The 17,049-nt window shown below is 59.5% G+C and carries 12 protein-coding genes; 6 read left to right on the top strand and 6 right to left on the bottom strand.

Going from position 1 to position 17,049, the window contains the following annotated elements; translation table 11 throughout:
- Nucleotides 1-251 precede the first annotated feature (251 nt).
- The 5 genes from I9H07_RS12610 to pgm all read left to right on the top strand — a co-directional run bounded on the left by I9H07_RS12610 (nucleotide 252) and on the right by pgm (nucleotide 9,073).
- Nucleotides 252-1,274 carry a zinc-dependent alcohol dehydrogenase family protein gene (locus I9H07_RS12610; RefSeq protein WP_024674370.1) on the top strand — a complete coding sequence of 341 codons (1,023 nt, stop codon included), beginning with the start codon at nucleotides 252-254 and terminating at the stop codon, nucleotides 1,272-1,274.
- Between the two features lie 595 nt (nucleotides 1,275-1,869).
- Nucleotides 1,870-3,372 carry a hypothetical protein gene (locus tag I9H07_RS12605; RefSeq protein ID WP_236425054.1) on the top strand — a complete coding sequence of 501 codons (1,503 nt, stop codon included), beginning with the start codon at nucleotides 1,870-1,872 and terminating at the stop codon, nucleotides 3,370-3,372.
- 93 nt (nucleotides 3,373-3,465) lie between these two features.
- Entirely contained in the window at nucleotides 3,466-4,866 is a 1,401-nt protein-coding gene (locus I9H07_RS12600) for a PLP-dependent aminotransferase family protein (RefSeq protein WP_236425052.1), read from the top strand.
- Nucleotides 4,867-4,971: 105 nt separating this feature from the next.
- Entirely contained in the window at nucleotides 4,972-7,299 is a 2,328-nt protein-coding gene (locus I9H07_RS12595; protein WP_419204365.1) for an ATP-dependent DNA helicase, read from the top strand.
- 127 nt (nucleotides 7,300-7,426) lie between these two features.
- Nucleotides 7,427-9,073 (top strand): phosphoglucomutase (alpha-D-glucose-1,6-bisphosphate-dependent), encoded by a 1,647-nt coding sequence (gene pgm, locus I9H07_RS12590; RefSeq protein WP_236425049.1) that lies wholly within the window; start codon nucleotides 7,427-7,429, stop codon nucleotides 9,071-9,073.
- A 106-nt stretch (nucleotides 9,074-9,179) separates the two neighbouring features.
- Here pgm and I9H07_RS12585 read toward each other — a convergent pair whose 3' ends face one another.
- Nucleotides 9,180-9,455 (bottom strand): peptidylprolyl isomerase, encoded by a 276-nt coding sequence (locus tag I9H07_RS12585; protein ID WP_236425048.1) that lies wholly within the window; start codon nucleotides 9,453-9,455, stop codon nucleotides 9,180-9,182.
- 141 nt (nucleotides 9,456-9,596) lie between these two features.
- Here I9H07_RS12585 and I9H07_RS12580 point away from each other — a divergent pair, with 141 nt between their 5' ends.
- On the top strand, nucleotides 9,597-10,766 hold the full coding sequence (locus I9H07_RS12580; protein ID WP_024674364.1) for a PilT/PilU family type 4a pilus ATPase: 1,170 nt from the start codon (nucleotides 9,597-9,599) through the stop codon (nucleotides 10,764-10,766).
- Between the two features lie 214 nt (nucleotides 10,767-10,980).
- Here I9H07_RS12580 and I9H07_RS12575 read toward each other — a convergent pair whose 3' ends face one another.
- The 5 genes from I9H07_RS12575 to I9H07_RS12555 form a co-directional block, all read right to left on the bottom strand.
- A complete protein-coding gene (locus tag I9H07_RS12575; RefSeq protein WP_236425046.1) occupies nucleotides 10,981-12,558 on the bottom strand; it encodes an ABC transporter ATP-binding protein in 1,578 nt (525 codons plus the stop codon).
- Between the two features lies 1 nt (nucleotide 12,559).
- Complete coding sequence (locus I9H07_RS12570) at nucleotides 12,560-13,582, bottom strand: ABC transporter permease (protein ID WP_024673460.1); 1,023 nt, start codon at nucleotides 13,580-13,582, stop codon at nucleotides 12,560-12,562.
- Nucleotides 13,582-14,646 (bottom strand): microcin C ABC transporter permease YejB, encoded by a 1,065-nt coding sequence (locus tag I9H07_RS12565; protein WP_236425044.1) that lies wholly within the window; start codon nucleotides 14,644-14,646, stop codon nucleotides 13,582-13,584. Before I9H07_RS12565 ends, I9H07_RS12570 begins: the two co-directional genes overlap by 1 nt.
- The gene (locus tag I9H07_RS12560) at nucleotides 14,647-16,515 is read right to left on the bottom strand and encodes an extracellular solute-binding protein (protein WP_236425042.1); all 1,869 of its coding nucleotides are present in this window, start codon (nucleotides 16,513-16,515) and stop codon (nucleotides 14,647-14,649) included.
- A gap of 205 nt (nucleotides 16,516-16,720) precedes the next feature.
- The gene (locus tag I9H07_RS12555; RefSeq protein ID WP_007249421.1) at nucleotides 16,721-17,002 is read right to left on the bottom strand and encodes a peptidylprolyl isomerase; all 282 of its coding nucleotides are present in this window, start codon (nucleotides 17,000-17,002) and stop codon (nucleotides 16,721-16,723) included.
- Nucleotides 17,003-17,049: the final 47 nt, after the last annotated feature.

The raw sequence follows: 17,049 nt of genomic DNA, 5'->3' as shown, positions 1-17,049 counted from the left end.
AAACGCGCGTCGGGCGCAGGGAAAATTAGTCACCGTGCCATCGAATGTCCACATGGCTTGCAATGTTTCGTCGACATGCGAACAATGGCGGCCATTCTGCCTACTGGCTTCCAGACCCCGTCTGGCTGCGACCTGCAGCGCACAGGACACAATCGATGACAGGCATGTCGACTATTAATAGCCACCGATGGTGTTGCCGGCAATGCCCGGATAAAGTTTGTGGCATCAAGGTTTACCAGGCGAGGTTCTAAATGTCCCGCACGATCCGTTTTCACCAGTTCGGCCCGGCCGAGGTGCTCAAGGTTGAAGAGCAACCCGTAGCGTCGCCAGCACCCGGCGAGGTGCAGGTGCGTGTCCAGGCGATTGGTGTCAGCTGGTATGACGTACTCTGGCGGCAAAATCTCGCTTCGACCCAGGCGCGTCTGCCTGCCGGTCTGGGTTACGAAATGGCCGGCGTGGTCACTGCGCTGGGCGATGGAGTCAATGACCTGCACGTGGGCGACAAGGTGGCCAGTTTTCCTGCGGCCGATGCCAACCAGCACCCGGTCTACGGCGAGAACATCGTCATGCCGCGTCTGGCTCTGACTCGCTATCCTGACGTACTTACGCCGGTCGAAGCCAGCGTGCATTACACGCCGTACCTGGTGGCTTACTTTGCCTACGTCGATCTGGCGCGCATCAAGGCCGGGCAGACTGTACTGGTCACCGATGCCAGTCATTGTTCAGGTCCTGCGTTCGTGCAGTTGGGCAAGGCGCTGGGCGTTCGCGTGATTGCGGCCACCAAGACCGATGATGCGCGTGAATATCTGCTGTCGCTGGGCGCTGACAAGGTGGTGGTCACTGAAGATCAGGACCTGCTGATGGCGATCAACAAGTACACCGACAACCGTGGCGTCGATGCGGTTTTCGATGGCCTGGGCGGTCCGCAGATGTCGATCATGGGTGACGTGCTGGCGCCACGCGGCAGTCTGGTGCTGTACGGCCTGCAAGGCGGCAATCAGACCCCGTTCCCGGCCTGCGCAGCCTTTCAGAAGAACATCCAGTTTTACGTACACTGCCTGGGCAACTTCACCGGCAAGCCGGAACTGGGCATCACTCAGGATCAGCAAGCATTGCAACGTGCCTTGCAGGACATCAACCAGATGACCGCCGACAAGGTGCTGGCGCCTCTGCAAACGCGCAGCTTCCCGTTCGAGCACGTGGTGCAGGCGCACCGTTACATGGATGTCTGCCCGATTGGCGGGCGTGCGGTGCTGGAAGTCGAGCCGGTCTGACTCAGCACTTTTCCAGTCGACAGCGTTAGTGAGAAAGCCTTCCCCGCGGAAGGCTTTTTTCATGGTGGGCGATAAACAGTGCGGTTTATTAATCGTCATCCAACGGAGGTGCCTGCTTAACCTTTGCAGCAAGAACAGGGGTGGTTAAAAACGTGGACGTTATACGGCAGCATGAGCATACACAGTGATATCAACGGTTTGTTTGAGTATGTAAGTTTCTTCCGGGGCGAGAGTATACCGTCGAGGTTTTCTGCGGCCTGTGATGTAAGCGCTGCACAGGGCAAGGACTGTCAGTCGCGGGAGGGCTATTGTGTATTGCCTTCGGCCGCTGTGCGTGGGGCGTTAGTTGCGTGTGAATTAAAACGCGTGCTCGAGGGTTAAACTAACTGTTTAAAATGACTGTGATCGTTCGGTAACGCGTGTCTGTTTTGTAGAGCAAACTGTATATTGTAATTATTTTGAAGGCGCTGATAATACTTGGGTAATTATTACTCAGGGAATGAGTCATGCTCGCATACATACTTGATCGTCAGTCTGATGTTCGGGGCTCTGCCTGCACCGTGCGGTGTCTTGATCGACAGGCAGGTGACAGACAATGAGCTCCATACACGAACAAGCAATGAATTACGTTTACCAGCAGGTGTTGCAACGTTTGCTTGGTTATTTCTCACGTGCAGAGCGCACAGCGCTGCAGCTGTTGATTCAGCGCCTTATTGTCGCGGCGGGCGGTATCGAGCGGATTTCCGCTTTCAAGGTGCTGGTGACCTTCGGGGGCGGCAAGGACAGTGCTTACACACTGGCCTTCTTGCGGGCTGCTCAATTGAGTATTGCCTGCCGCTCGCCCGGCACGTTCAACCTGCGCGTTGCCACTCGCCGTCATGCGGGCATGACACCGGCGGTAATGGACAATATCAACCGCACCTATTCAGCATTGTTTCTATACGACGACCCCCGGGTCGAAATGCTGGTGATCGACAATCAGTACACCCAGGCCTTCGAGCCGGACCTGCCTTTTTCCAGCGCCGGTCGCGAGCAGAACCGCATGGACGTGCTGCTCGGTGGCCATCTTTCTGCGGGTGACGCACGCACCACTTTCTGCAACACCTGCTACCTGGGGCTGGCAGAGTTTCTGGGACGTGCGCTGAGCTGGGGCAACGGTGTCGATGCAGTGGCCAGTGGTGACTCGCGCAGGGAGCAAAAGCAGTACATCACCTGGCTCATGCGGCTGGCGCAGCGCACCGGCCAGCACCCCGGGCATTGGAGTGGGCAGGCCCTGAGCGGCGTTCTGAAGATGATCGATTCCATCGGTCAGGCCTACTACAGCGAGCTTTATGGAGACGACGCGCAAGGCCTGCGCAGTGGCCGTGCTGCGGGCTGCTCCGGCAAAACCAGTGCGCCGGCTTTTATCACCATTGCCGATCTGGTCAGTTGCAAAGCCGACGAGCACTGGAACCTGCTCACCGAGTTCCTGGATTTTCGCTTCGACGATCTGGCGTTCTGCTTCAGTGAGTCGGATTGCGCCAACCCCTTACTCATGGCTCACATGCGTGGTCTGACCGCGCAATACCTGCATGGACGCAGTTACGCTGACGGGATCGCCGAATACCTGGAGCTGGCGTCTTCGCTGATGCGTCGAAAGCAAATGCCAGCGCGTTTGATTGACAAGGCGCTGAGCGCTTACGCCGGGCAGGCGCGCATCGACCTGCGTCGGGAACTGGCCTCAAGCTTCGCGCAGGAAGGCTTTGGCCTGAGCGAAACGCAACTGGTGTGTATGGTGTTCTCACCCTTCGTTGATCGGGGGCGCGGTCTGGAAACGTTTTTGCGCAGTTGCCATCCCGGCATGCTGGTCGCACTGCCGGATCTGCACAAGGCGCTGTCAGGCTCGTCTGCGCCGGACCAGGTGATGCAGTGGCTGGTGGACATCAGCGGTCTGAGTCTCAAAGGGTTGCAGAACCTTTATGGCAAACAACGCGTGGACTTTGGCGACCCGAATTCGCTGATTGCTCGAATACGCGCTGCCGACCCTGACAAGGGACGGGTCATGAGCGTAGACCCGGTCACCGGCGAGGCGATGGCCGAAGTGCTTTCCGGGCGCTGACCCGGTAGCGGATTACGGCTGCTGCCGCTTGCTCGGCATCAGCCTTGTCGTGATTGCCCGGACCCTTTGTTGACTGAGCGCCGGATGACTGCCATGAAAGACAACACGGACTTCGCCTACCAGGCGGTTTACCGCTATCTAGTGCGCCTTGTTGACGAGGATCAACGCGAGCCGGCACTCAAGATGCCGTCGCTGCGCCAGCTTGCACGCCGCCTGCAGGTATCGATATCCACGGTGCAAAGTGCCTACTCGCTGCTGGAAAAAGAAGGGCGTATCTATTCGGTTGCCAAGTCGGGCTATTACGCGATACCGCGCAGCAGTGCATCAGAAGAGCAGCCATGCCGCAGTGGCGACCTTTTGCACGCACTGCAGTGCAACGCCAGGCGTGCCGGTATGCTGCTGTTGAGCGGCGATGAGCCGACCGTGTTGCGCGTGCCGGAAAGCCCTTTACTGACGATGGAGCGTGAACTGGCGCGCCATTATCCGCGCTCGCGCGACGCTGTTTTTCAGCCGTTCGGTGAGCCGGAATTGCGCACCGCGCTGGCGGCTCGGTACACCCATGATGCCGAGCATTGCTGGCACGCAGACAATGTCTACATTACGCCCGACCTGCACGGGGCATTCAAGGTGGTGATCGATACGCTGCAGCTGCGCGGTGGCATTGTACTGGTGGAGTCACCCTGCACCTGGACCTGGCTGCGGTTGCTGCAATCGTTCGATATCCGGGTTGTGGAGTTGCCGCAGGACGAACCCGGCAGCCTTGATCCAGTGCAACTGGAGCGGCTGTTGCGGGAGAATACCGTCGGGCTTGCGATATTTTCGTCATTCCTGAATCCGGTGCGCGGCAATTTGCGAGCGTCGATTAATAGTCAGGCGCTGGCCGAAGTGATCAACCGCCATCAGGTCTGGGTATTGGAGAACGACAGTCACAGCGAATTGAGGTTCGCTTGCGAGCCTGACCATCTGCGTCACCTGATCGACCCGCGAAGGCTGGTGATTATTGGCGCGTTCGACAAGAGCCTTGGCCCTGAAGCGCCTTATGGCTATCTGTTGTGCAAACAGCTTGAAGACCGCTGGCAAGCCGGTTTTCTGTTGCGTGCGTTCGGGCTGCCGCGCATACGGCAGAGGGCGATTGCCAGGTTGTGCGGCAGCGGTGGTCTGGATATTCACCTGAACGGGTTGCGCGCTGTTCTGGCTGAGCGAGCGTCAGCGATGACGCATCAGCTCGATGAGCAACTGGGTGAGGTGTTGCGCTACGAAGTGCCAGTGGGTGGCTGCGGTGTGTGGGCGCAAAGCCGGTACCCGGTCAACATGCGTAAGGTTTTCGACATGATGCTGGCTGAGCGCATTGTCATCGCGCCCGGCGAACTGTTCAGCCTGCAAGGCCAGTATGGACAGCACCTGCGCATCAGTTATGCCATCGACTGGGGCCGGAACGTGGCCGGGTTGCTGGCTGTGCTGGGAGACGCATTAAGTCGGGCGCGGCTGCCGTAAGCCGTGAATGGGGCGGCCGCCGATCCATTTGTATTTGCCAGACGGGTTTCAAGGCTGTTAACTGGACGCTTGTCCAGTATTTGAAACCAGTGGCTTTCCCGCGCAGTGACTTCCCAGACCTCCGTTAATCCCGATCAGACGCCAGCCTTCGCCAGCGATTCGCCCAGGCGCTACGTGGTGGCGGTACGCGCATTGTGCGAGTTCACGGCCAAGGTAGGCGATCTTGACCTGCGGTTCACGCCATCGCCGACCGCTCAGGAAGGCATTGCCGGGCATCGGACCGTTGCATCGCGGCGCGGCGCCGATTATCAGGCCGAACTGTCGTTGACGGGGGACTATCGCGAGCTCACCGTGCGCGGCAGGGCGGATGGCTATGACGCTGCCCGCAACCAGCTGGAAGAAGTGAAGACCTATCGCGGCGAGCTGGATGTCATGCCCGACAACCATCGTCAATTGCACTGGGCGCAGGTAAAGGTCTACGGCTGGCTGCTCTGCCAGCGCCTGCAACTGGAAGACGTGACGCTGGCGCTGGTGTATTTCAACATTGTCAGCGAGCAGGAAACCCTGATTCGCGAGCATTTCAGCGCCGCAACGTTGCAACAATTCTTCGAACAGCAATGCACGATCTTTCTTGGCTGGGCGCGGCAGGAGCTGGCGCATACGCAGGCGTTGCATGCCACGCTGACGACCCTGAAGTTTCCCCACCCAGCGTTCCGCACCGGGCAACGTGCTCTGGCTGAATCGGTGTACAAGGCGGCCAGCACTGGCTGTTGCCTGATGGCTCAGGCCCCGACCGGTATCGGCAAGACCGTGGGCACGTTGTTCCCGTTGCTCAAGGCTGCGCCCGGTCAGCAGCTCGACAGGATTTTCTTTCTCACGGCCAAGACGCCGGGACGCAGACTGGCGCTGGATGCCCTGCAGGTAATCAACCGCAGTGCGCCCGAACTCAGGCTGCGGGTGCTGGAACTGGTGGCGCGAGACAAGACCTGTGAGTACCCGGACAAGGCCTGCAACGGTGATTCCTGTCCTCTGGCCAACGGTTTTTACGATCGCCTGCCCGCTGCGCGCTCGGCCGCGCTGCAATCGCCCTGGCTGGATCAGGCCAGCGTGCGTGAGGCTGCGTTGCTGCATCAGGTCTGTCCGTACTACCTGAGCCAGGAGCTGGCGCGCTGGGCCGATGTGGTGATTGCCGACTACAACTATTACTTCGACCTCAGCGCATTGCTGTTCGGCCTCGGCCAGCTCAATCAATGGCGGGTGGCGGTGCTGGTCGATGAAGCGCACAACATGGTCGAACGGACGCGGCAGATGTACAGCGCCAGCCTTGATCAGAGCCAGCTGAAAGCGCTGATCCCGACTGCGCCCGAGCCGGTGAAAAAAGCCTTGCAGCGCCTCGACCGGCAATGGAATGCGCTACACAAGGCGCAACTCGCCGCTTATCAAGCCTACCCGGCGGCGCCGGATAAATTCATCAATAGCCTGAACCTGTGCATTTCGACCCTCGGTGATCATTTCAACGAACACCCGCAGGCGGTGGATGGCACATTGCAGGGGTTTTATCTTGAGGCCATCGGTTTTGCGCGTATCGCCGAGCTGTTTGACGAGCACTTCATTTTCGATATCAGCCGACGCGAAGCGGGGGGCAAGCGCGTTCTGTCGCGGTTGAGCCTGCGCAACGTGGTGCCCGCACGTTTCATTCGGCCGCGCCTGACCGCTGCGCGCAGCAGCGTACTGTTTTCCGCAACCCTCAGCCCCCGTCATTACTACGCCGACCTGCTCGGGCTGCCGGCCAATACCGCCTGGATCGATGTCGAGTCGCCGTTTCATCACGACCAACTGGACGTGCGGATTATCAGCCGCATTTCGACCCGGTTCACTCATCGACAGGCGTCACTGGCACCGATTGTCGAGCTGCTGGCTGAGCAGTTCGAGGCCAGGCCGGGCAATTATCTGGCGTTTTTCAGCAGCTTCGATTACCTGCAACAGGTCGCGGAACTGATGGCGCGCACTCATCCGCACATTACCTTGTGGCAGCAGGCGCGAGGCATGGGGGAGGCGGATCGTCATGCGTTTCTCGAGCGTTTTACCCTGAGCAGTCAGGGCATCGGCTTTGCGGTGCTGGGGGGCGCGTTCGGGGAGGGCATCGATTTGCCGGGCGCGCGTTTGATCGGCGCATTCATCGCCACCCTGGGCCTGCCGCAACTCAACCCGGTCAATGAACAGTTCAAGCAACGCATGGCCGCACTGTTCGGCGCTGGCTACGATTACACCTATCTCTACCCCGGCCTGCAGAAGGTGGTGCAGGCGGCGGGCAGGGTGATCCGCAGCCAGAGTGACAATGGCGTCGTGATGCTGATAGATGACCGCTTTGCCGAGCCCAAGGTGACTCAGCTGTTTCCAGCGTGGTGGCGACCTCAAACCTCAGGCAGTTAGGGATCGATACCCGAGCGTCGCTGTCGAACTGCCAGTAAACTGCCACGCTGATCATGTTTTAGCGCATGTCTTGAAGTCGTGGCAGCCTTTTGTTTTTTTCAGAATTCGATGTGTTCATGGAGGTTGTATGAGTCTCAGTCCTTTCGCCGGCAAGCTGGCACCTGCGCAGTTACTGGTTGATATCCCGAGACTGGTCACGGCTTATTACACCGGCCAGCCTGATGCATCGGTGCCAACGCAGCGTGTCGCGTTCGGTACGTCCGGGCATCGCGGCACCTCGTTCGAACTGGGCTTCAACGAATGGCACGTGCTGGCCATCAGTCAGGCGATCTGCCTGTACCGCAAAGCCAATGGCATCGACGGTCCGCTGTTCCTGGGGGCCGACACCCACGCGCTGTCAACGCCAGCCGCTGCCACTGCACTTGAAGTGCTGGCGGCCAATGGCGTGCAGGTCATGATTTCGGAAGGTGACGAATACACCCCGACGCCAGCGGTGTCCCACGCGATCATCTGCTACAACCGTGGTCGCACGTCGGGCCTGGCGGACGGCATCGTCATCACGCCGTCACACAACCCGCCGCAGAGCGGTGGCTTCAAGTACAACCCACCGAACGGCGGCCCGGCCGACAGCGATGTCACCAAGTGGATCGAGAACAAGGCCAACGAACTGCTGGCCGAGAAAGTCGTCGGTGTCTCGCGCATCAGCCATGAAAAGGCCCTGCGTGCCGATACCACGCACCGCCACGATTACCTCAATACCTACGTGGCCGATCTGAAAAGCGTCATTGACTTGGACGCGATCCGCCATTCGGGCCTGCGTCTCGGTGTTGATCCACTGGGCGGTGCCGGGGTGAATTACTGGTCGGCGATCGGCGAGCATTACGGCCTGAATCTGGACGTGGTGAACAAGTTTGTCGATTCCACGTTCCGCTTCATGACCGTGGACTGGGATGGCCAGATTCGCATGGACCCGTCCTCCAGCCACGCCATGCAAAGCCTGATCGGCCTTAAAGACCGTTATCAGGTTGCCTTTGCCTGCGATCCTGATCACGACCGTCACGGCATCGTGACCCCGACGGGCGGGCTGATGACGCCTAACAGCTACCTGGCGGTGTCCATCGACTATCTGTTTCAGAACCGCCCTGAATGGCGCGCTGATGCAGCGGTCGGCAAGACGGTGGTCAGCAGCGGCATGATTGATCGTGTTGCCGCACGGCTTGGCCGTCGCCTGTACGAGGTGCCCGTCGGCTTCAAGTACTTCGCTCAGGGGCTGTTCGAAGGCTCGCTGGGCTTTGGCGGTGAAGAGAGCGCGGGTGCTTCGTTCCTGCGTCGCGATGGCTCGGTCTGGACCACTGACAAGGACGGTCTGATCCCGGCGTTGCTGGCGGCAGAAATGACTGCGCGTACCGGTCGTGATCCGAGCGAAATCTACAAGACCATGACCGAAGAGCTGGGCGAGCCGTTTTCGACCCGTGTCGACGCCAAGGCCAACCCGCAGCAGAAGGCCTTGCTGAGCAAATTGTCGCCGGAGCAGGTGACCTCCACCGAACTGGCCGGCGAGCCGATCCAGAAGGTGCTCAGCAATGCGCCAGGTAATGATCAGGCGTTTGGCGGCGTGAAAGTCATGACCGAGAACGGCTGGTTCGCGGCGCGCCCGTCAGGCACCGAGGACATCTACAAGATCTACGCCGAGAGCTTTGTCAGCGAAGATCACCTCAAGCGTCTGGTTGCAGAAGCTCAGGCGCTGGTCGATGGTGCGATTTCGCCGCAGTAAGGTGAACAGGGGCAGGTCTGGGTTCATACCGGCCTGTCCTGGCTGACGCTTTCTGAAACCTCGGGTCGCAAAACGGCTCGAGGTTTTTTGCTTCAAGGCGTGATGGTCAGTCGCGATAGAAGACCTGCACCAGGTGATAACCGAACTTGCTCTTGATCGGTCCATGCACGACGCGTAACGGCTTCTTGAAGATCACCTGATCGATGACGCCCACCATCTGCCCCGGCCTGACTTCACCCAGATCGCCGCCACGTTTGCCGGACGGGCAGCTAGAATGCTTCTTGGCCAGCACATCGAACGCCTCGCCTTTGGCGATACGTTGCTTGAGCTGCTCGGCTTCTTCGGCGGTCTTCACCAGAATGTGGCGGGCCTGGGCTTTCATGTCGCAATATCACCTGTCGCAAAAGGCTGCCATTATGCCTGTCCTGGTCAGCGCTTGCCTGCCCGGCGAGACATTGTCGCGCGTTACGCGTGCCGTCATGACGGCTCACTGTTTGTTCATTCATTTTGTACGGTATTGATTATGGATTTTCCGGCGCTGTTGAAGATTCTGGCCAATCAGGACGGATCGGACCTCTATCTTTCCACCGGAGCACCGCCGTGCGCCAAGTTCAATGGCGTGCTCAAGCCACTCGGCAGCGAGACGTTCAAGCCCGGCGAGGTGGCGTTGATTGCCCAGGGGCTGATGGATGAAGAGCAGAAGCTCGAATTTCTGCGCGAACTGGAGATGAACCTTGCGGTGTCGCTGGCGGGCATCGGTCGCTTCCGGATCAATATCTTCATGCAGCGCAACGAAGTGTCGATTGTCGCCCGTAACATCAAGCTGGACATCCCGCGCTTCGAAGATCTTTTCCTGCCGCCTGTGTTACTCGATGTGGTTATGGAAAAGCACGGTCTGGTGCTGTTCGTCGGTGCGACCGGGTCGGGTAAGTCGACCTCGCTGGCAGCCCTGATCGATTACCGTAATCGCAACGCCAGCGGGCACATCATCACCATTGAAGACCCGGTGGAGTTTATCCATCGGCACAAGAAATCCATCGTCAACCAGCGCGAAGTCGGCGTCGATACCCGCAGCTTCCGCGCCGCGCTGAAGAACACCTTGCGCCAGGCGCCGGATGTGATTCTGATCGGCGAAATTCGTGATCGCGAAACCATGGAGCATGCGCTGGCGTTTGCCGACACCGGACACCTTGTGATCTCGACCCTGCATGCCAACAACGCCAATCAGGCGCTGGACAGGATCATCAACTTTTTCCCGGAAGAGCGGCGTGCGCAGTTGCTGCATGATTTGGGCAACAACCTCAAGGCGTTCGTCTCCCAGCGGCTGGTCAAGACGCCGGACGGCAAGCGTCGGGCGGCGGTGGAAGTGATGATGGGCACGCCGACCATTCGCGATCTGATCCAGCGCAACGAACTGACCGAGCTCAAGGGCATCATGGAAAAATCCGCCAGCCTTGGCATGCAGACGTTCGACTCGGCCTTGTTCAGTCTGGCGGTGGAAGGGGCGATCAGCGAAGAAGAAGCGTTGAAAAATGCCGACTCGCAGAACAACGTACGGCTGCGCCTCAAACTGCACAGCGAAGGCGGAGCCGCGACCCTGACCACACCGCCCCCGGCACCGACTGGCAGCAGCACCGCAAGCACGGCCGAATGGGGGCTGGTCGATGACGACGAGCCTGGCCCGCAGGCATAAAGGTGGCGCGTAACACGCCAAGGCGGACGCAGAGCGTCCAGAACGGCATGCCGACGCGGAGCGTCGCACGATAATTGAGGTTATCGTTCCCTACGCTCCAGCGTGGGAACGCCGTTCGTGACGCTCTGCGTCACAGATCTACGTCACGCTGCAGACTCAAGACCTGACGCATAAGGCCCAGCGCCGCATCACCCAGCAGAACAGCTGACAATGATCAACCCGGATGCGCAGCTGCCAGCAATTCCTGAGTGTAGGGGTGCTGCGGCGCATCGAACACGTCATGGCTGGCACCGCGTTCGATCACTTTGCCGTCCTTGACCACGATGACGTCATGGGCCAGGGCCTTGACCACGGCCAGGTCATGGCTGATGAACAGGTAGGTCAGGCCATGTTTTTGCTGCAGATCGCGGAGCAGGGCGACGACCTGTTTTTGCACGGTACGGTCCAGCGCCGAGGTCGGTTCGTCGAGCAGGATCAGGGCCGGTTTCAGCACCAGCGCGCGAGCAATGGCGATGCGCTGGCGTTGACCACCGGAGAACTCATGGGGGTAGCGGTGACGACTCTGCGGGTCAATGCCGACCTCCTGCAGCGCGCGAATCACCTCGGCGTCGCGTTGCGCGGGGGACAATGGGCTGTGTACTTCCAGCCCTTCGCTGATGATCTGCGCCACGGACATGCGCGGGCTAAGGCTGCCGTAAGGGTCCTGAAAGACCACTTGCATCTCTTTACGCCACGGTCGCATCTGTTTCTGGCTCAAACCGTCCAGCGCCTGCCCGCGAAAGCGGATGCTGCCTTGCGATTCCAGCAGGCGCAGGATCGCCTGGCCCAGTGTCGACTTGCCGGAACCCGATTCGCCGACGATACCCAGGGTCTTGCCGCGCTCGATGCTCAGGCTGATGTCGTCCACCGCTTTCAGGTATTCCTTGTGTCGACGCAGAATGCCGCCGGTCAGCGAGAACCAGACTTTCAGGTTATCGACTTGCAGCACCGTTTCCCGACTGTCGCGAGGCAGTGGCTCTCCCGCAGGTTCGGCATCCAGCAGCAAACGGCTGTAAGGGTGTTGTGGCGATTTGAACAGTGACTTGCAATCGGCCTGCTCGACAATCTCGCCGGCGCGCATCACGCACACCCGCTGCGCCACGCTGTGCACCAGGTTCAAATCGTGGCTGATCAGCAGCAGCGACATGTTCAGGCGCTGTTGCAGCTCCTTGAGCAGCAAGAGGATTTTGCGTTGCACGGTGACGTCCAGCGCAGTGGTCGGTTCGTCGGCAATCAGCAACTCCGGCTCACAGGCCAGCGCCATGGCGATCATCACCCGCTGCCGCTGACCGCCGGACAACTGGTGCGGATAGGCTTTCAAGCGCTTTTCAGGCTGTTGAATGCCGACCAGTTGCAACAGCTCGACGATACGTTTTTGCGCTTCACGGCCGCTGATACCGCGATGCAGCAACAACGTCTCGCCGATCTGCCGAGACACGCTGTGCAGCGGGTTCAGCGAAGTCATCGGTTCCTGGAAGATCATCGCAATCCGGTTGCCACGCAGCTCGCGCAGGGTACGGTCATCGGCGCCCACCAGCTGCTGCCCTCGATAAGTAATGCTGCCGGTGGTCTGCGTGCCGCTACGGGGCAGCAGTTGCAGGATCGAGTGTGCGGTAACGGATTTGCCCGAGCCGGATTCACCGACCAGCGCCAGACACTCCCCGCGCCGGACGTCCAGGCTCAGGTCGCTGACCACTTTCTGGCCGTTGAACGCGACGCTCAGATGGCGAATTTCGATCAGATTTTCCGACATGTCAGGACCTCGGGTCGAAGGCATCGCGCAGCGCCTCGCCAATGAACACCAGCAGCGTAAGAATCAGGGCGAGGGCAAAAAACGCTGTCAGGCCCAGCCAGGGCGCTTGCAGATTCTGTTTGCCCTGAGCGATCAGCTCGCCCAGCGAAGCGCTGCCTGCGGGCATGCCGAAGCCGAGAAAGTCCAGCGCGGTCAGAGTCGAGATGGCACCGGTGAGGATGAAGGGCAAGTAGCTCAAGGTGGCCGTCATCGCATTGGGCAGGATGTGGCGCATGATCACTTTGCGATCCCCCAAGCCAAGCGCACGCGCGGCCTTCACGTATTCCAGGTTACGGCCGCGCAGGAACTCGGCACGCACCACATCCACGAGGGTGAGCCAGGAAAACAACGCCATGATACCCAGCAGCCACCAGAAGTCGGGCTCGACAAAACCTGACAGGATGATGAGCAGATAGAGCACCGGCAAACCCGACCAGACTTCGAGCAGGCGCTGGCCGAACAGGTCGATCCAGCCGCCGTAATAGCCTTGCAGCGCGCCGGCCGTTATGCCGATCAGTGCGCTGATGAAGGTCAGGGCCAAGGCGAACAGAATCGACACACGTGCGCCGAAAATGACCCGTGCCATTACGTCTCGCGCCTGATCGTCAGTCCCCAGCCAGTTGGTGGATGAGGGTGGGCTGGGGGCCGGAATGGTCAAATCGTAATTGGGCGTATCGGCGCTGAACGCAATCGGCGGAAACAGCATCCAGCCATCGCCTTTGGCAATCAGCTTGCGCACGTAATCACTGCGGTAGTCGGGCTGGAAAGGCAATTCCCCGCCAAATTGCTGCTCGGTGTAGCGTTTGAAGACCGGAAAATAAAGCGAGTGCTGGTAACTGACGACCAGCGGCTTGTCGTTGGCGATCAATTCGCCACCCAGGCTCAGGGCAAACAGGGCGCAGAACAGCCACAGCGACCACCAGCCGCGACCATTGCTGCGAAAGCGCTCGAGGCGGCGACGCGCCAGCGGTGAAAGGCTGCGCATCAGGCACTCCTCGCGCTGAAGTCGATTCTGGGGTCAACCAGCATGTAACAAATGTCACCAACCAGTTTGATCAGCAGGCCGAAGACCGTGAAGATGAATAGCGAACCGAACACCACAGGATAATCCCGTGAAACAGCCGCTTCATAGCTCATGCGCCCCAGACCATCCAGCGAGAAAATCACTTCGATCAGCAACGAGCCGGCAAAGAACACACCAATGAACGCCTGAGGTATGCCACACACCACCAGCAGCATGGCGTTACGGAACACATGCCCGTACAGCACACGCCGCTCGCTCATGCCTTTGGCGCGGGCTGTAGTCACGTATTGGCGGGTGATCTCGTTGAGGAAAGAGTGTTTGGTGAGCAGGGTCAGCGTGGCAAAGCCGCCGATCACCAGTGCGGACACGGGCAGCACCAGATGCCAGAAATAATCGGCGATCTTGCCGACGGTCGACAGCTGATCGAAGTTGTCCGAGACCAGCCCGCGCACCGGAAACCAGTTGAGCGAGGTGCCGCCGCAGAACACCACCACCAGCAACATGGCGAACAGAAAAGCCGGCATGGCGTAGCCGATGATAATCGCGGTGCTGCTCCAGATATCGAACTGGCTGCCGTGTTTGACCGCCTTGCGAATCCCCAGCGGGATCGACACCAGGTACGTCAACAGCGTCGCCCAGAGCCCCAATGAAATCGACACCGGCATCTTTTGCAGGATCAGGTCGGTGACGCTGGCGCCGCGAAAGAAGCTATTGCCGAAGTCCAGGCGCGCATAGTTCTTCAACATCAGCCACATGCGCTCATGCAGCGGCTTGTCGAAGCCGTACTGTCGTTCGATATCCTTGATCAGTTTGGGGTCCAGGCCGCGTGACGCTCGGGAATGCCCGGCACCGACCGACTCGCTGGCGCCCGCGCCTGCGGTGACGCCGCCGATCCCTTGCAGACGGGCAATGGCCTGCTCGACCGGACCGCCCGGCGCGGCCTGTACGATGAAGAAGTTGACCAGCAGGATACACAGCAGGGTAGGAATGATCAGCAGCAGGCGCCGCAGAATGTACCCGAGCATTCAGTTGATCTCCGAAGGAAGGGCTGACGCACCGCGCTTCTCGGCGAATTGCGCGTTGGTCAGCGGCGTCGGGCTGATCTCCCACCAGGTTTCGATGGCTTCGCTGTTGCTGGCCTGAACCTTCGGAATACCGAAACGGTTCCACCACACCGTGGATGAGCCTGGCGGGTAATAGTTGGGAATCCAATAGTCATTCCATTGCAGCACCCGGTCCAGACAGTGTGCGTAGTCGGTCATCGTCTGCTTGCTGTCGGCCTTGATGAGCCCGGCAATGAGGGTGTCCACTGCGGGGTCCTGAAGGGCCATGTAATTGCTTGAGCCGGGGTCCATGGCCACCTTCGAGCCAAAGTTGTTGTACAGCTCGGCCCCTGGCGAGGTCGAGACTGCGTAGCCGGTGACAATCATGTCGTAATCGCGCGCCATGACCCGGTTCAGATACTGCGCTGCGTCGATCCGGCGAATGTCGAAATGGATACCGATCTGCGCCAGGGTGCGTTTATAGGGCAGCAGCATGCGCTCGAAGCCGGTCTGGCTGTTGAGGAAGGTGAAGCTGAACGGCTCGCCCTGAGCATTGACCAGATCATCGCCTTTCGGGGTCCAGCCGGCTTCTTTCATCAGCGCCAGCGCCTGCAGCTGTTTGTCACGAATGACCCCCGTGCCATCCGTTTGCGGTGCTGTGAACACGCTATGAAACACCTCGTCGGGAACCGTGCCGCGCAGAGGCTCAAGAATGTTCAGCTCGGCAGCCGTGGGCAGTTGAGTGGCGGCCAGTTCAGAGTTGGAAAAATAGCTGCTCTGGCGGATGTACATGTTGCGCATCATCTGCCGGTTGGTCCACTCGAAGTCCCAGAGCATGGCCAGTGCCTTGCGCACGCGGCGGTCCTGAAACATCGGCTTGCTCAGATTGAAGACGAAACCTTGTGAGCTTTGTACTGCGCCTGTGGCCAGTTGGCCTTTTTGCAAGCGCCCGTCGCTGAGGGTTGGGCCGTCATAACGGATGGAGTAACCGGTCGCCGAAAATTCGCGGTTGTAATCGTAGGCTCCGCCTTTGAGGACCGTGCGCGCCACGTCGATGTCGCCAAAATACTCGACGGTGAAGGTATCGAAATTATAAAAGCCCCTGTTGACTGGCAGATCCTTGCCCCACCAGTCGGCGTCGCGCTTGAAGGTAATGCTGCGGCCTGGGTCGACATGGCTGATGCGGTAAGGACCGCTGCCAGGTGGGACCTCAAAGCCAGCGCCACTGGCGAAGTCACGGGTTTTCCACCAATGCTCCGGAAACACCGGCAGTGAGGCGAGGTCGAGGGGCAGGGTGCGGCTGTCGTTGTTCTTAAAGTCAAAGCGGATCTGCGTTGCCGATTCGACCTGCAGGCCTTTGACAGCTTCGAACTGCGTGCGGTACTGCATGCTGCCTTGGGTCATCAGCAGTTCGTAAGTGTATTTCACATCGTCGGCCGTGATGGGGGTGCCGTCAGCGAAACGCGCCTTCGGGTTCAGATAGAACCGCAGGGACAGCCCATCCGCGCCACGTTCCATTTTCTCCGCGACCAGCCCGTAAACCGTGTAGGGCTCATCCAGCGAACGTGTGGCCAGGGGTGAATAGAGCATGCCGGTGATTTGCGACACGCCCATGCCCTTGTCGGTAAACGGCATCAGGTGATCGAACTGGCCGATCTCGATGGCCGAGCGGCGCATGCTGCCGCCTTTGGGGGCGTCGGGGTTTACGTAATCGAAGTGTTTGAAGTCGGCCGGGTAACGTGGCGCTTCTCCGTAGACAGTCAGGGCGTGGTGTGGCTCTGCGGACACATCCTGGAAGGTGCCGACCAACGTCAGCGTTAAAGCGATCAACGATAAACAGGCAAAACGCATGACTCGAATCCTGACTGACATTCGCGAGCTGATGTCAGGGTTAAGGGCAAACTATTGATACATGGCGCTATCTTCTACAGGCAAATCAACGCTTCGCCAAGCCGCCGCTGTTCATTGCGTTGAACCTCGCGACGAACGAAAAAACGGGGCACAAACGAAAACGGCCCATCCGAAGATGGGCCGTCTGGTGCTCAGCGTGACAGGATCAATCCTGGCGGCTGGTCACTTCCAGCAGGTGATAGCCGAATTGGGTCTTTACCGGACCCTGAACGACGTTCACTGGCGCGCTGAATACGACAGTGTCGAATTCCTTGACCATCTGGCCTGGACCGAACGAACCCAGATCACCGCCCTGACGGCTGGATGGGCAGCTGGAATTGGCCTTTGCGATTTCTGCGAAATCAGCGCCGCCTTCAATCTGGGTTTTCAGTTCGTTGCACTTGTCTTCGCTGGAAACGAGGATGTGGCGGGCAGTGGCTTTAGCCATGGGAAACAATCTCCTGTTAAAAAAAAGAATCAGCCTACCGGATTCAG

This window comes from Pseudomonas syringae (assembly GCF_023278085.1).
GTDB lineage: Bacteria > Pseudomonadota > Gammaproteobacteria > Pseudomonadales > Pseudomonadaceae > Aquipseudomonas > Aquipseudomonas syringae_Q.
Note: the sequence above shows the minus strand (reverse complement) of the source record. Positions and strands in the feature narration are given on the sequence as shown.

Coding starts and splice junctions, on each gene's coding strand:
- I9H07_RS12610 (WP_024674370.1), top strand. CDS start 252: ATGTCCCGCACGATCCGTTTTCACCAGTTCGGCCCGGCCGAGGTGCTC.
- I9H07_RS12605 (WP_236425054.1), top strand. CDS start 1,870: ATGAGCTCCATACACGAACAAGCAATGAATTACGTTTACCAGCAGGTG.
- I9H07_RS12600 (WP_236425052.1), top strand. CDS start 3,466: ATGAAAGACAACACGGACTTCGCCTACCAGGCGGTTTACCGCTATCTA.
- pgm (WP_236425049.1), top strand. CDS start 7,427: ATGAGTCTCAGTCCTTTCGCCGGCAAGCTGGCACCTGCGCAGTTACTG.
- I9H07_RS12585 (WP_236425048.1), bottom strand. CDS start 9,455: ATGAAAGCCCAGGCCCGCCACATTCTGGTGAAGACCGCCGAAGAAGCC.
- I9H07_RS12580 (WP_024674364.1), top strand. CDS start 9,597: ATGGATTTTCCGGCGCTGTTGAAGATTCTGGCCAATCAGGACGGATCG.
- I9H07_RS12575 (WP_236425046.1), bottom strand. CDS start 12,558: ATGTCGGAAAATCTGATCGAAATTCGCCATCTGAGCGTCGCGTTCAAC.
- I9H07_RS12570 (WP_024673460.1), bottom strand. CDS start 13,582: ATGCGCAGCCTTTCACCGCTGGCGCGTCGCCGCCTCGAGCGCTTTCGC.
- I9H07_RS12565 (WP_236425044.1), bottom strand. CDS start 14,646: ATGCTCGGGTACATTCTGCGGCGCCTGCTGCTGATCATTCCTACCCTG.
- I9H07_RS12560 (WP_236425042.1), bottom strand. CDS start 16,515: ATGCGTTTTGCCTGTTTATCGTTGATCGCTTTAACGCTGACGTTGGTC.
- I9H07_RS12555 (WP_007249421.1), bottom strand. CDS start 17,002: ATGGCTAAAGCCACTGCCCGCCACATCCTCGTTTCCAGCGAAGACAAG.